Consider the following 14007-nt stretch of genomic DNA (forward strand, 5'->3'; position numbering starts at 1 on the left):
TGTCACACGAGAACGGGGCCGGGTGAGACCCTCCCGCTCAGACGAGCACGTGGTCGACGAAGCACCACCGCCAGTCCTCGCCGGGCTCGAAGGTCCGCATCACCGGGTGACCGGACGTCTCATGATGCTCCGTGGCGTGCCGTCCCGGCGAGGAGTCGCAGCAGCCGACATGGCCGCAGGTGAGGCACAGCCGCAGCTGGATCGGATGCGTGCCGGTGCGCAGGCACTCCGGACACGTCCTGTCGAGCGGCTCCGGTTCCGGGTGCGGCAGCGCGTCGGCGTGCGTGCACTGTTTCATGATTGCCAGATTACGACGGGTGTGCGGGTGGCCGCGCGGAAAAAGAGGGTGGGCGAAGAGCATGGACGTGATGCCCCTGCTGTTGCTGGTGGCGGGCAGTGCGGCGGTGGCGGCGGCGGCCAGGCGCACCCCCGCGCCGGCACCCCTGCTGCTCGTCGCCGTCGGCCTGGCGGTCTCCTACATCCCCGGAGTGCCGTCGTACACCCTCGATCCGCACGTCGTCCTGCCGCTGCTGCTGCCCCCGCTGCTGTACACCTCGGCGAGCGACAGCTCCTACCTCGACCTGCGGGCGCAGCTGCGGCCGGTGGCGCTGCTCTCGGTGGGTTACGTGCTCTTCGCGACCCTCGTCGTCGGCTGGGCCGCCTATCTGATCGTCCCCGGGCTGTCGCTGCCCGCGGCGCTGGTGCTGGGCGCGGTGGTGGCCCCGCCGGACGCGGTGGCCGCCACGGCGGTCGCACGCCGGGTCGGGCTGCCCTCACGGATCACGACGATCCTGCAGGGCGAGTCCCTGCTGAACGACGCCACCGCGATCACCGCCTACAAGGTGGCCCTCGGCGCCGCGGTGGGCGCGGGGGCCACCTGGGCCGGCGGCATCGGCGAGTTCGCGCTCGCGGCGGTCGGCGGCGTCGGGATCGGTCTCGTTCTCATGGCGCCCCTGCACTGGCTGCGTACGCACCTGGCCGAGCCGCTCCTGCAGAACACGCTCTCGCTGCTGATCCCGTTCGTGGCCTACGGGGTCGCGGAGGGGGTGCACGCCTCCGGGGTGCTCGCCGTCGTGGTCGTCGCCCTGTATCTCGGCCATCGCGCGTGGGAGGTCGACTTCGCCACCAGGCTCCAGGAGGAGGCGGTGTGGAAGATGGTCGCCTTCGTGCTGGAGTCCGCGGTGTTCGCCCTGATCGGCCTCCAGCTGCCGATCGTCCTGAAGCGGCTCGGGGAGTACGAGGGGGCCTCCGCGGCCTGGTACGCCGTCGCGGTCTTCCTGGTCGTGGTCGCGGCCCGGTTCGCCTGGGTCTATCCGGCGACCTTCCTGCCCCGCCTGCTCTCGGCCCGCATCAGGGAGCGCGAACCGGACCCCACCTGGCGGGGCGCGATGGTCATCTCCTGGGCCGGCATGCGCGGTGTCGTGTCCCTGGCCATCGCCTTCGCCATCCCGTCGGCCATGGCCGCCGGCCCCCGCAACCTGATCCTGTTTCTGACCTTCACCACCGTCATCGGCACGCTCGTCGTCCAGGGCGTGACGCTGCCACCGCTGATCCGGCTGCTGAAGTTCCCCGCCCGCGACCGGCAGGCCGAGACGCTCGCCGAGGCCAACGCCCAGGCGCAGGCCTCGCGGGCCGCCGAGGCCCGGCTCGACGAACTCCTCTCCGACGAGCGCAACGCCTTGCCGCCGCCGCTCGCCGACCGGCTGCGCACGGTCCTGGAGCGCCGCCGCAACGCCGTCTGGGAGCGGCTCGGCCAGGTCAACCCGGTCACCGGCGAGTCCGTGGACGACACCTACCGCCGGCTGTCCCGGGAGATGATCAGCGCCGAACGCGAGGTCTTCGTCCGGCTCCGTGACCACCGGTACATCGACGACGAGATGCTGCGCGCCCTGCTGAGACGGCTGGACCTGGAGGAGGCGGCGGCCTTCAGGGAGGCCGGGTAACGCTCCGGGGCGGCTCCGCAGCGGCTTCCGGCGGCTCAAGGCGGCTGCCGGGGGCTCCGGGGCGGCCGCCGGACATCCCGGGGCGGCCGCCGCCGGGGCTCAGGGAGTGACCACCGGGGCGTCCGGGAACGGGCGGCCGGTGACGACGGCCGCGATCGTGGTCCCGCGCGCGAAGGCGCCCTCCTCCGCGAGGGTGACGAGTCCGTACAGCAACTTGGCGACATAGAGACGCTCCACGGGCAGTCCGTGTCGCTGCTCGAAGTCCCGTGCGAATCGCTCCAGTTCAGGTGTCGTACGGGCGTAGCCGCCGCAGTGGAAGCGGTCGTCCAGCGACCAGGTGCCGCTGCGGACGCCGAAGGCACGTTCCTGCAGGGCCAGTACGTCGGCTTCCAGGAACCCGCCCTTCAGTACCGGTATGCCGAGCGCCCGCCGGCCGGCCGACAGCCCGGCCGCGAGTCCGGCGAGGGTGCCGCCGGTGCCGCAGGCGACCGCGACGGTGTCCGCGTGGCCGCGCAGTTCCGCACCGAGGGCACGGCAGCCGCGTACCGCCTCGGCGTTGCTGCCGCCCTCCGGGACGACGTACGCCCGCTCGGCGCCGGCCGCGCGGAGGATCCCGGCCAGGGTGTCCGGCTCGGACTTGCGGCGATATGTCGATCTGTCGACGAAGTGCAGGCGCATGCCGTCGGCCGCGCACCGGGCCAGGGACGGGTTGAGCGGGCGGTCGGCCAGCTCCTGGCCGCGGACCACGCCCGTGGTCGGCAGGCCCAGCAGACGGCCCGCGGCGGCGGTGGCCCGCAGGTGGTTGGAGTAGGCCCCGCCGAAGGTGACCAGGGCGCGGCCCCGCGCCGCCGCGATGTTCGGCACCAGCTTGCGCCACTTGTTGCCGATGAGGTCGGGGTGGATCAGGTCGTCGCGCTTGAGCAGCAGCCCGAGCCCGCGGCGGCCGAAACGGTCGTCGCCCGCCTCCTGGAGAGGGGAGGGAAGGCGAGGGGCGAGCGGGTCGGGGCTGGTCACCGCTCCATTGTCGCCCGGGGCGGGGGTCACGCCGGGGCCGGGGCGCCCGCCCCCGCCCGCGCGGCGCGCCCCTCGACGGCGACTCCGTGACCGGCGTGGGCGCGTTCGCCGGCGACCCCACGACCGGCGTGGGCGCGTTCGACGGCGAGCCCACGACCGGCGTCGGCGCGTTCGACGGCGACCGGGCCCGGCCCGCCGGGGTGCCCGCAGCCGGTCCGGGGCCGGACGGTGCCGGCCCCGGACCGACCCGGCGCCGTCAGCCTTTCAGGCGCTCGGCGATCCGTTCCCTCAGCCACGGCATCGTGAACCCCCGGGGATCCACTTTGCCCGGCTGCCACTCCCGGTGGCCGATGACCGACCGTTCCGTCCAGCCGTGATGGCGGCACAGCGCCGCGGCGACCCGTTCGACCGCGGTCAGCTGCTCCTGCGGCCACGGGTCCTCGCCGTCGCCGAGGTTCTCGCACTCGAAGCCGTAGAAGTGCCGGTTGCCGTCGGTGTTCGCCTCGTTGTCCAGCGGCAGCCCCCTCTCCGCGATCACCGCGCGCAGCACCTCGTCGTCGCCGAGTCCGGCGTGGTTGGCGCGGCCGTAGCCGACCAGGTGGACCCTGCCGTCCTTGGTGATCACTCCGTGGCACAGCGGCCCCGGAAGCTCCGGGTAGCCGGCCCGGCACAGCTTCACCGTGCGCTCGCTGCCGCTGGTCACCGTGTGGTGGATCATCACGCCGTGAACGGGGCCCCAGGGGCCCTTGTGGTTGCGGTTGTGGTGCTGCCAGTCGCCGACCTCGACGACCGTGACGCCCTCCGCCCGAAGGGTGTCCAGGAATGCGCCCGCCGACATGGGTGGGGCCATGCGCGACTCCTTCGTGCCGTGCCCGTCCGGCCGCCGGTCGCGGCCGTCTGTCCTGCCTGCTTCTATCGAAACCGGATGTCTCGGGACACATCGTTCGGATGCTGTGCGAGCCGATCCGGACAGGACGCACACTTCGTCGGAGCCGGGGGTGGGGTCCCTCTTTGTGCCCACTAATCCGATGATCCATTCCCGCTCTTTCGGGTAATGGCGCGCTCACCCACCGTGCTGGGAGGCTCGAATGCGAGACCGGTGCCCGGTGCAAGTTCGGCGCCGGGCATACATGGGAGGTCATTTCCTTATGTCGGTAGGCGAAGAGGTCCGCACGGAGCAGGGCAAGCCGCAGCAGTCCCTCGGGACGGCGGCAGCGCGGAACCTGGCCACCACCACCAAGTCCGTTCCACAGATGCAGGAGATCAGCTCCCGCTGGCTGTTGCGCACGCTCCCCTGGGTGGATGTCCAGGGCGGCACCTACCGGGTGAACAGGCGGCTGACCTACGCCGTCGGCGACGGCCGCATCACCTTCGTGAAGACCGGGGACCAGGTGGAGGTCATCCCGGCCGAACTGGGGGAGCTGCCGGCCCTGCGCTCCTACGAGGACGAGGAGGTGCTGACGGAGCTGGCCCGCCGCTGCCGTCAGCGCGACTTCGCCCCCGGCGAGGTGATCGCCGACTTCGGCAACCAGACGAACGAGGTCTATCTGCTCGCCCACGGCCGGGTGGAGAAGGTCGGCACGGGCCCCTACGGCGACGACGCCGTCCTCGGTGTGCTCGCCGACGGCGCCTACTTCGGAGACCAGGCGCTGCTCGACCCGGAGGCCATCTGGGAGTACACCGTCCGCGCGGACACCGCGAGCACGGTGCTGATCCTCAGCCGCCAGGACTTCGAGCAGGTCGCGGAGCGCTCGGACTCGCTGCGCGGGCACCTCGAACAGCTGCGCGCGATCCCCGAGCAGCGCACCAACAAGTACGGCGAGAAGGAGGTCGAGCTGGCGGCCGGCCACTCCGGCGAGCCCGACATCCCGCACACCTTCGTGGACTACGAGGCACGGCCCCGAGAGTACGAACTGAGCATCGCCCAGACCGTCCTGCGCATCCACTCGCGCGTGGCCGACCTGTACAACCAGCCGATGAACCAGACCGAGCAGCAGTTGCGGCTCACGGTCGAGGCACTGAAGGAGCGCCAGGAGCACGAGCTGGTCAACAACGCGGAGTTCGGACTGCTCAGCAACTGCGAGTACGACCAGCGGATCCAGCCGCACGACGGCGTGCCCGGCCCGGACGACCTGGACGAGCTGCTCAGCCGCCGCCGGGGCACCAAGCTGCTCCTGGCCCACCCGCGCGCGATCGCCGCGATCGGGCGCGAGCTGAACAAGCGGGGACTGGTCCCGGAGACCGTCGACATCGCCGGCAACCGCATCCCGACCTGGCGCGGCGTGCCGATCTACCCGTGCAACAAGATCCCGATCAGCGAGGCCCGCACGACGTCGATCATCGCCATGCGTACCGGCGAGTCCGAGCAGGGCGTCATCGGCCTCAGGCAGTCGGGCATCCCGGACGAGATCGAGCCGAGCCTGTCCGTCCGTTTCATGGGCATCAACGAACAGGCCATCATCAAGTACCTGGTGACGGCGTACTACTCGGCCGCTGTCCTGGTGCCCGACGCGCTGGGCGTGCTGGAGAACGTCGAGATCGGCCGGTGGAGGTGACGTTTCCGCACGTCGCGGCCGTGTCCCCGCCCACCGGGGCGGGTAGGCCCTCGGGGTATGCGTCCGGCCGGGCCGGTGACGCCGGCCCTCGCGGACCTGGCGAGGGGGAGGCATGGCCGAGTTCATGACGGAGACCGACGAGCGTTCCCCCGGTGTGCCGCGTGCCGGCACACCGGAGGAGCCCGAGAAGACCGCAGACGCCGCCACCGGTCCGCTCGACGGACAGGAGGCGGCGGCACAACTGGAGCGCACCCGCGCCCTGGTCGACCCGGAGCTGCGGGCGGCCATCGAGTCACTGCCCGGCGCCATGCGCCGGGTCGGGCTCTACCACTTCGGCTGGCAGCACGCCGACGGCACGCCGGCGGCGGGCAACGCGGGCAAGGCGATACGGCCGGCCCTCGTGCTGGCGGCTGCCGCCGCCCTCGGCGGCCCGGCGGCCCGGGTGGCCGCGGTCCGGGCGGCGGTGGCGGTCGAACTGATCCACAACTTCACGCTGTTGCACGACGATGTGATGGACCGGGACACCACCCGCCGGCACCGGCCGACGGCCTGGACCGTCTTCGGGATCCCCGACGCGATCCTCGCCGGGGACGCCCTGCAGGCGCTGGCCCTCGGGCTGCTCGCCGACGACCCGCACCCGGCCTCCGCCCCGGCCCTGGCCCGGCTCGCGGCCTGTGTCGTGGAGCTGTGCGAGGGGCAGCACGTGGACACCGACCTGGAGCGGCGTGCGCCGGACGCGGTCACCCTGGACGAGGTGCTCGTGATGGCCGAGGCCAAGACCGGTGCCCTGCTGGGCTGTGCCTGTGCGCTCGGCGCGCTGTACGCGGGGGCGGACGACGAGGACGTGGCCGCGCTGGACGGCTTCGGCCGCCAGGCCGGGCTCGCCTTCCAGCTGATCGACGACGTCATCGGCATATGGGGCGACCCGCGGCACACCGGCAAGCCGGCCGGCGCGGATCTCGTCGTCCGCAAGAAGTCCCTGCCGGTGGTGGCGGCGCTCACCTCCGGCGCCCCGGCGGCGGCCGAACTCGCCGCGCTGTACGGCAGGCCTCATGTCGAGGGCGAGGCGGAGACCGGGGAGATCGCCCGTACGGCACTCGCGGTGGAGCGGGCCGGCGGACGGGACTGGGCGCAGGCCGAGGCGGCCGACCGCATGGCCCGGGCCATGCAGGAGCTGGCCCGGGCGGTCCCCGAGCCCGAGGCGGCGGGCGGTCTGCTGGCGCTCGCCGAGTTCGTCACGCGGCGGACCAGCTGACGGCTGCCGGTCCGGCGGCCGAGAAGGACCCGGAGTCCCCGGGCCGTGCGGTCCTGACCCCGCGCGGTCGCCGGGGACTCCGGCCGGACGGCCCCTGCGCACCCCCACGGTGCGCGGAGCCGTCGTCGTGTCCGGCCCCCCGGAAACCCCTCGCGTCACGACAGCTGAAGCACTGCAGCTGGAGCGGTCACGGGGTGGCCCGGCCCCGCCCGCTCCCCGCCTCCACCGACAAGAGATCGGCCTGCGCACGCTCCGGGTGCGGTGCGCACCTTCGGCAGCGGCGTCCTGGTGCGCACGTGCGGCAGGAAGCGCTGAGACGGTCGCCGCTCTACGCTGAGGGCATGGGCAGCGAGCAATCCGTCTGTCCCGTCTGCGGGCAGCCGGTCGAAACAGTCGTCAAGCGGCACAAGACACTGGGCGCCTGGGTGCCGGTGTGGGCCCCCGGACCGTGCCGCAACCCCGGCTGCGCGGCCTCCGCCGGCGCCGGACGGTCCGCCGAGGCCGAGCGCTCCGACGGCGCCCGGGCCCGGCCGGGCGACAGCGGTCCGGAGCGTCCCTCGGAGGCGGGCGCGAAGGACACCACCGTCTGAGTGACAGCGCGCCGGCGGCAGGACGGTCCGTGCGTCAGTGCGGTCCGGGCGTCAGTGCGTCCGGGCGCCGGCGCGGCCGGATCGGCGGCACGGTCGGATCGCCCCGGGGGAACGCCGTAGCGTGGGCACATGCCGAAGCTGCCGTACATCCTGCACATCACCGAGCGTTCCCTGTGGGAGGCGGCGCGCGAGCGCGGCGCCTACGAGCTGTCCACCCGGGGCCGCACCCTCCAGGAGGAGGGCTTCATCCACTTCTCCACCCGCGAGCAGCTCCCGCGCGTCGCCGACTTCCTCTACGGCGGCCCCGACGCCCCGGACGAACTGGTCGTCCTGGTGGTGGACCCGGCGCGGGTCGGGGCGCCGGTGCGATACGAGGCCGTGGAGCCGGGCGGGGAGGAGTTCCCGCACGTGTACGGGCCCCTACCGGTCGAGGCCGTGGTGGACGTGGAGCCCTGGGCGTAGCGGGCGGGTCTACCCGGCGTCGGTGCCCTGGCCGCCGCCGTCGGGCAGGGCGCCGGTCTCCGGATCGCGGCCGGTCAGGCAGTACGTGCCGCCGGCCGGGTCGCGCATCACCGTCCAGTGGGCGCCCTCGCTCACCAGGACGGCACCCAGCTCCTCGTGCCGTGCGCGGACGGCGGCGATGTCGGCGCAGGCCAGGTCGAGGTGAGCGGAGGCCGGGCGCTCCTCGTCGAGCCGCTGGAGCAGCAGCCGGACGGGGAGGCCCGCCGGGGGCCGCAGCCCGGTGAACTCCGGCCGGGAGCCCGCCCGTCGCGTCCACCCGGTCAGCCCGGACCAGAAGGCGCACTCGGTGTCGTACCGGGACGGCGGGATGTCCAGGCACACCTGGTCCAGCCGGCTTCCGGACACCACCGGAGGCCGTACCGTCTCCCCGTGCCAGGGCACCGCGCAGAACAACTGGCCCGCGGGGGAGCGCAGTACGGTCCAGTCGCCGTGGTCCGCCACCACGGCGGCGCCGAGCCGGCGGGCGAGCACGGTCAGCTCGTCCACGTCCTCGGCGCACAGGTCGATGTGGGCGCCGCCGTTCCCCTCCCGGACGCCCTGGAGCTTCACGCCCGGGTCCGCCCGCTCCGGCAGCAGAGTGGCGAACTCGTCCTCTTCACCGCGGAGTCCGGACAGCCGGGTGCCGCTCACGGCCGTCCAGAAGTCGCCCGCGGCGGCCAGGCGCGCGGCGGGCCGGTCGATGAAGGCGTACGTCCAGCGAATGATCACGGGCGGGAGTGTAGGCGCGAACTGCCCACGGCTCCCGCCGAATTCACCGGGCCGGGCGCTCGATGAAGCGGAGCTGGTTGCCGGCCGGATCCCGGAAGGCGCAGTCACGCACCCCGTAGGCCTGGTCCGTCGGCTCCTGGAGGACGTCGGCGCCGGACTCGCGCACCCGCTCGTACAGCGCGTCACAGTCGGGGGTGGTGAAGATGACCCCGCGCAACAGGCCCTTGGCGAGGAGCTCGTTGAGCGCCTGCTTGTCCGCGGGGGAGGCGTCCGGACTCGCGTCCGGCGGTTCCAGGACGATCTCCACGTCCTGGACCGGGGAACCCAGGGTCACCCAGCGCATCCCCTCGAAGCCCACGTCGTTACGGATCTCCAGACCGAGCACATCGCGGTAGAAGGCGATGGCCTTGTCGTGGTCGTCCACCGCGATGAAACACTGCGCGAGTTTCACGTCCATGGACTCACCCTAGAACCGGTGGGCACGCTCCGCCTCAGTAAAGGCGGCGGCGCGGCCGGGTCAGCCTGCGGGCCACGCACGACGGGATCACCGCGCTCTCCTCGTGATCGCGGGCGCGGTAGGCGCTCGGAGTCTCGCCGACCAGCTCGGTGAACCGGGAGCTGAAGGAACCGAGCGAGGTACAGCCCACGGCGAGGCACACCTCGGTCACGGTGAGATCGCCCCGGCGCAGCAGCGCCTTGGCCCGCTCGATCCGGCGGGTCATCAGGTAGCTGTAGGGCGTCTCGCCGAACGCCTTGCGGAAGCTGCGCTGGAAATGGCCCGGCGACATCAGAGCGTCACGGGCCAGGGCGGTCATGTCGAGCGCCTCGGCGTACTCGCGGTCCATACGGTCCCGTACGCGCCGCAGCCGTCTCAGGTCCTCCAGGGCGGTCATCCGCTCAGCTTCGCACAGGTCGCACGACTGGATCCCGGGAGTCCGGCGGAGCGATTTCGTCCGGTTGTCCGGGCACGCCCGCCGCTCCCCTCGTCCACCGGCTCGATGCCCGCGCCCGCCGGAAGACCATGGCGCAGGGGCACCGGCCACCGGCTCCCGTGGCCGGGTGAAAACGACCGCACCCGGCCCGCGAGGACGCCGTGAACGGCGGCCTGCGGGCCGGGTGCGGGCAGAGGCCGAACGGAAGGCCGGCCGGTCAGGCCTTCTTGGTCTCCCAGAAGATCTCGGCGACCCGCTTGATGTAGTCCAGAGCCTTCTGGCCGGTCGCCGGGTCGGTGGACGCCTTGGCGGCCGAGAGGGCCTTCAGGGTGTCGTTGACCAGCTGGTGCAGCTCCGGGTACTTCTCGAAGTGCGGGGGCTTGAAGTAGTCGCTCCACAGGACGGAGACGTGGTGCTTGGCAAGCTCCGCGCGCTGCTCCTTGATGACGGTGGCGCGCGCCTGGAAGTGGGGGTCCTCGTTGCTGGCCATCTTTTCCTGGACGGCCTTCACCGACTCCGCCTCGATGCGGGCCTGGGCCGGGTCGTACACGCCGCAGGGCAGGTCGCAGTGGGCGCTGACCTTGACCTTGGGGGCAAACAGGCGGGAAAGCATGGAGCATTCCTTCCTCGTGATCGTCTTCTCAGGTGCGACATTACTCCCTGAGGAAGGCGATTTCTCGGCTGCCCCCTAGGGCTTAGGACAAAAGTCCAGGGTGAGACTGAGACTGGTGGAGGAACGGACCGGGGAGGTGCCGGGGATGCCGGAGCTGTCGCAGGACACCGAGCGGGGGAGGGCTGTGGCGCCCTTCGGGCTGGCCGAGGTGACGGGGCCGTCCATGGTGCCCACCCTGCACCACGGGGATCAGCTGCTGGTGCGGTACGGGGGTGCGGTCCGGCCCGGTGACGTGGTGGTCCTGCGTCATCCGTTCCAGCAGGATCTGCTGGTGGTCAAGCGGGCCGTGGAGCGGCGCGACGGCGGCTGGTGGGTGCTCGGGGACAACCCCTACGCGGGCGGGGACAGCACGGACTACGGGGTGGTGCCCGAGGAGCTGATCCTCGGGAAGGCCTGGATCCGGTTCCGGCCGGTCCGGGCCGGTCAGCGTTCGCCGCTCGCGCTGGTGCGCTGGGCGTTCTCGGCGGCGAGGCCGCTGCTGCCCGACCGGTCGGCCTCCAGGCGCTTGCGGGCCCGGTAGGCCGCCACGTTGGCGCGGGTGGCGCAGCGGTCCGAGCAGTAGCGCCGGGAGCGGTTGGTGGAGGTGTCCAGATAGGCGTTGCGGCACGGGGGCGCCTGGCACAGTCCGAGCCGGTCGACGCCGTACTCGGTGAGGTGGAAGGCGAGGCCCATCGCCGCGATGGCCGCGTAGCCGGCGGTGGCGTTGGAGGGGTGGTCGGCCAGGTGCATGTGCCAGAGGGGGCGGCCGTCCTCGTCACGGTGGTCGTGCCCGGAGATCTGCGGGCTGACCGGGAACTCCAGCAGCAGTGAGTTCAGCAGGTCCACGGCCAGGGTCTCGTCGCCCTTGTCGGCGGCCTCGAAGACCCCGCGCAGTCGTGCCCGGACCGAGCGGAAGCGGGTGACGTCGGCCTCGGTGGCGCGCCGGGCGGCCGACGCGTTGACGTCGAAGAGGTCGCGGACGGCCTCGACCGTGGTCAGGACGTCCTTGCCCCGGGCCGGCTCCTCGCTGTTGACGAGACGGACGGCGTAATCCGAGTAATAGGCCAGTTCCACTTGTAGTCCTTACGAGGGCGTCTTATTGTCGTGCCTGCGGTCGGGTAACAGCCGGTCGCGCTTCCAGGGTATTACGCGGATCGAAGGGAACGGGTGACCCATGACCACGAGTGCCGGAACCGACTGGGCGGCCTGGCAGGAGAGCTGGGACCGGCAGCAGGAGTGGTACATGCCGGACCGCGAGGAACGCCTCGGGATCATGCTCGACATGGTCGAGGCGCTCGTCGGCACGGCCCCGCGCGTGCTCGACCTGGCGTGCGGCACCGGCAGCATCACCGCCCGGCTGCTCCGCCGTCTCCCCGGGGCCACCAGCACCGGAGTCGACCTCGACCCGGCGCTGCTCGCCATCGCGCACGGCACCTTCGAGGGCGACGACCGCGTCTCCTTCGTCACCGCCGACCTCACGGACCCGGACTGGCCGGCGCGGCTGCCGTACGACTCGTACGACGCCGTCCTGACCGCCACGGCCCTGCACTGGCTGCACACCGAACCCCTTGCGGCCCTCTACGGTCAGGTCGCGGAGCTGGTCCGCGACGGCGGTGTCTTCATGAACGCGGACCACATGATCGACGAGTCCACGCCCCGGATCAACGCGGCCGAGCGCGCCCAGCGCCACGCCCGCATGGAACAGGCCAAGCGCGAGGGCGCCCTGGACTGGTCCGAGTGGTGGCAGCTGGCGGCCCAGGACCCGGTCCTCGCCGAGCCCACCGCCCGCCGCTTCCAGATCTACGGCGAGCACGCCGACGGTGACACGCCGTCGGCGAGGTGGCACGCGCGCACGCTGCTGGCGCGGGGCTTCGCGGAGGCGCGGACGGTGTGGGCGTCGCCGTCGGACGCCCTGGTGCTGGCCGTGAAGTGACGCCCGGCGACCCGCGCATGCGGGAGGGGCGGTACGAGAACTCTCGTACCGCCCCTCCCGTGTCCCCGCGCCCGAAGGGGTGCGGGAACCGTGCGACCGGCCGTCAGCGGCCCGCGGGCCGGGGACGGCGCCGTCCGCCGGGCGCTACAGCACCTTGGACAGGAACGACTGCGTCCGCTCGTGCTGCGGGCTCGTCAGCACGTCCCGCGGGTGGCCGGATTCGACCACCACGCCGTCGTCCATGAAGACCAGGCTGTCGCCCACCTCGCGGGCGAAGCCCATCTCATGGGTGACGACGACCATGGTCATGCCGGACTCGGCGAGGTCGCGCATGACGTCCAGGACGTCACCGACCAGCTCCGGGTCCAGAGCCGAGGTCGGCTCGTCGAACAGCATCAGCTTCGGTTCCATCGCCAGCGCGCGGGCGATCGCCACACGCTGCTGCTGGCCGCCGGAGAGCTGGGAGGGGTAGTGCCCGGCCCGGTCGGCCAGACCCACGCGCTCCAGCAGCTGCATGGCACGCTCCTTGGCCTGCGACCGGTTCGCGCCCTTCACCTGCACCGGCGCCTCCATGACGTTCTCCAGGGCCGTCATGTGCGGGAACAGGTTGAAGCGCTGGAAGACCATGCCGATGTCGCGCCGCTTCATCGCGACCTCACGGTCACGCAGCTCGTACAGCTTGTCGCCCTGCTGGCGGTAGCCGACCAGCTCACCGTCGACGTACAGCCGGCCGGCGTTGATCTTCTCCAGGTGGTTGATGCACCGCAGGAAGGTCGACTTGCCGGAGCCGGAGGGGCCGATGAGGCAGAACACCTCGCCCGGCTTCACCTCCAGGTCGATGCCCTTCAGCACCTCGACATGGCCGAAGGACTTGTGGACGCCCTGCGCCTTGACCATCGGGACGGTCCCCTCGACCGGGGTGTCCTGCGTCTTGCTCAGCTTGTCGGTCATGCGCCCACCGCTCCCTTCGGGCGGCCCAGCGACAGCATGTTGGCCTTCACCTTCTGCCACGGCGTGGGCGGCAGCTGGCGGCTGGAGCCGCGGGCGTAGTAGCGCTCGATGTAGTACTGGCCCACGCTCAGGACCGAGGTCATGATCAGGTACCAGGCCGCGGCGAGGAAGTACATCTCCACCGGGGCGCCGGAGTTCTGTCCGATGTCCTGGGCGTAGCGGAAGAGTTCGGGATACTGGACGGCCGCCACGAGCGAGGTCGTCTTCAGCATGTTGATCACTTCGTTGCCGGTCGGCGGCACGATCACGCGCATCGCCTGCGGGATGACCACCCGGCGCAGCGTCCTGCTGTGGCTCATGCCGAGCGCGTGGGCCGCCTCGGTCTGGCCCTCGTCCACCGCGAGCAGGCCGGCCCGGCAGATCTCCGCCATGTACGCCGCCTCGTTCAGACCCAGGCCGAGCAACGCCGTCAGCAGCGGCGTCATGAAGTTCGACCAGTAGTCCTTGTAGAACGGCATCAGGTTGATGTACTCGAAGACCAGGCCCAGGTTGAACCAGAGGAACAGCTGGACCAGGACCGGGGTGCCGCGGAAGAACCAGATGTAGAACCACGCGATCGACGAGGTCACCGGGTTCTTCGACAGCCGCATCACCGCGAGCAGGATGCCGCCGACGATGCCGATCAGCATCGACAGGACCGTCAGCAGGAGGGTCTTGCTGACGCCGGTCATGATCCGGTCGTCGAAGAAGTAGTCCGGTACCGCGTTCCAGTTGATCTTGCCCTGGCCGAACGCGTAGATGATCGCGACGAGGAGTGCGATCGCGATGACGGCGGCGACGTAACGTCCGTAGTGCCGCACCGGGATGGCCTTGATGGCCTCGGCGCCGGCCGCGGGTGTGTCCGCCGGTTCCGCCGTCTTGTCTATGTCTGTCACGGGTAGTGCCTCTCAGT

At 71.9% G+C, this 14007-nt stretch carries 17 protein-coding genes; 7 read left to right on the top strand and 10 right to left on the bottom strand.

Features of this window, described 5'->3' with window-relative positions:
• Positions 1–37: 37 nt before the first annotated feature.
• Entirely contained in the window at positions 38–298 is a 261-nt protein-coding gene (locus FHS34_RS23415; protein ID WP_184968564.1) for a UBP-type zinc finger domain-containing protein, read from the bottom strand.
• Positions 299–359: 61 nt separating this feature from the next.
• Between FHS34_RS23415 and FHS34_RS23420 the strand changes: the two genes are divergently transcribed.
• Positions 360–1943: a Na+/H+ antiporter gene (locus FHS34_RS23420; RefSeq protein ID WP_184968566.1), complete on the top strand. Its 1584-nt coding sequence runs from the start codon at positions 360–362 to the stop codon at positions 1941–1943.
• Between the two features lie 99 nt (positions 1944–2042).
• Here the strand turns inward: FHS34_RS23420 and FHS34_RS23425 are convergent, their stop codons facing one another.
• Positions 2043–2957: a 1-aminocyclopropane-1-carboxylate deaminase/D-cysteine desulfhydrase gene (locus FHS34_RS23425; protein ID WP_184968568.1), complete on the bottom strand. Its 915-nt coding sequence runs from the start codon at positions 2955–2957 to the stop codon at positions 2043–2045.
• Between the two features lie 256 nt (positions 2958–3213).
• Positions 3214–3807, bottom strand: a complete 594-nt coding sequence (locus FHS34_RS23430) for an N-acetylmuramoyl-L-alanine amidase (protein WP_184968570.1) — start codon at positions 3805–3807, stop codon at positions 3214–3216.
• 298 nt (positions 3808–4105) lie between these two features.
• Between FHS34_RS23430 and FHS34_RS23435 the strand changes: the two genes are divergently transcribed.
• The 4 genes from FHS34_RS23435 (at position 4106) to FHS34_RS23450 (ending at position 7819) form a co-directional block, all read left to right on the top strand.
• Positions 4106–5512, top strand: a complete 1407-nt coding sequence (locus FHS34_RS23435; RefSeq protein ID WP_184968572.1) for a family 2B encapsulin nanocompartment shell protein — start codon at positions 4106–4108, stop codon at positions 5510–5512.
• A 112-nt stretch (positions 5513–5624) separates the two neighbouring features.
• A complete protein-coding gene (locus tag FHS34_RS23440; RefSeq protein WP_184968574.1) occupies positions 5625–6767 on the top strand; it encodes a family 2 encapsulin nanocompartment cargo protein polyprenyl transferase in 1143 nt (380 codons plus the stop codon).
• Between the two features lie 341 nt (positions 6768–7108).
• Entirely contained in the window at positions 7109–7357 is a 249-nt protein-coding gene (locus FHS34_RS23445; protein WP_184968576.1) for a hypothetical protein, read from the top strand.
• Positions 7358–7486: 129 nt separating this feature from the next.
• Positions 7487–7819: a DUF952 domain-containing protein gene (locus FHS34_RS23450; protein ID WP_184968578.1), complete on the top strand. Its 333-nt coding sequence runs from the start codon at positions 7487–7489 to the stop codon at positions 7817–7819.
• A gap of 9 nt (positions 7820–7828) precedes the next feature.
• Here the strand turns inward: FHS34_RS23450 and FHS34_RS23455 are convergent, their stop codons facing one another.
• The 4 genes from FHS34_RS23455 to sodN all read right to left on the bottom strand — a co-directional run bounded on the left by FHS34_RS23455 (position 7829) and on the right by sodN (position 10132).
• Positions 7829–8587, bottom strand: coding sequence for a VOC family protein (locus FHS34_RS23455; protein ID WP_184968580.1), 759 nt, complete (start codon positions 8585–8587; stop codon positions 7829–7831).
• Positions 8588–8630: 43 nt separating this feature from the next.
• Positions 8631–9044, bottom strand: a complete 414-nt coding sequence (locus FHS34_RS23460; protein WP_184968581.1) for a VOC family protein — start codon at positions 9042–9044, stop codon at positions 8631–8633.
• 34 nt (positions 9045–9078) lie between these two features.
• Positions 9079–9480 (bottom strand): helix-turn-helix transcriptional regulator, encoded by a 402-nt coding sequence (locus FHS34_RS23465; RefSeq protein WP_184968583.1) that lies wholly within the window; start codon positions 9478–9480, stop codon positions 9079–9081.
• A 256-nt stretch (positions 9481–9736) separates the two neighbouring features.
• On the bottom strand, positions 9737–10132 hold the full coding sequence (gene sodN, locus FHS34_RS23470) for a superoxide dismutase, Ni (protein WP_184968585.1): 396 nt from the start codon (positions 10130–10132) through the stop codon (positions 9737–9739).
• 145 nt (positions 10133–10277) lie between these two features.
• Between sodN and sodX the strand changes: the two genes are divergently transcribed.
• Complete coding sequence (sodX, locus tag FHS34_RS23475; protein ID WP_184968928.1) at positions 10278–10712, top strand: nickel-type superoxide dismutase maturation protease; 435 nt, start codon at positions 10278–10280, stop codon at positions 10710–10712.
• On the opposite strand, the gene FHS34_RS23480 is transcribed toward sodX, so the two are convergent.
• The gene (locus FHS34_RS23480; RefSeq protein ID WP_184968587.1) at positions 10616–11245 is read right to left on the bottom strand and encodes a CGNR zinc finger domain-containing protein; all 630 of its coding nucleotides are present in this window, start codon (positions 11243–11245) and stop codon (positions 10616–10618) included. The two genes, sodX and FHS34_RS23480, sit on opposite strands and share 97 nt — an antisense overlap.
• 100 nt (positions 11246–11345) lie before the next feature.
• Here FHS34_RS23480 and FHS34_RS23485 point away from each other — a divergent pair, with 100 nt between their 5' ends.
• Complete coding sequence (locus FHS34_RS23485; RefSeq protein WP_184968589.1) at positions 11346–12104, top strand: class I SAM-dependent methyltransferase; 759 nt, start codon at positions 11346–11348, stop codon at positions 12102–12104.
• Between the two features lie 144 nt (positions 12105–12248).
• Here the strand turns inward: FHS34_RS23485 and FHS34_RS23490 are convergent, their stop codons facing one another.
• Complete coding sequence (locus tag FHS34_RS23490) at positions 12249–13055, bottom strand: amino acid ABC transporter ATP-binding protein (RefSeq protein ID WP_308288305.1); 807 nt, start codon at positions 13053–13055, stop codon at positions 12249–12251.
• Positions 13052–13990, bottom strand: coding sequence for an amino acid ABC transporter permease (locus FHS34_RS23495; protein WP_184968591.1), 939 nt, complete (start codon positions 13988–13990; stop codon positions 13052–13054). Before FHS34_RS23495 ends, FHS34_RS23490 begins: the two co-directional genes overlap by 4 nt.
• Positions 13991–14007: the final 17 nt, after the last annotated feature.

Source organism: Streptomyces echinatus, assembly GCF_014203595.1.
In the GTDB taxonomy this organism is placed as follows: Bacteria; Actinomycetota; Actinomycetes; order Streptomycetales; family Streptomycetaceae; genus Streptomyces; species Streptomyces echinatus.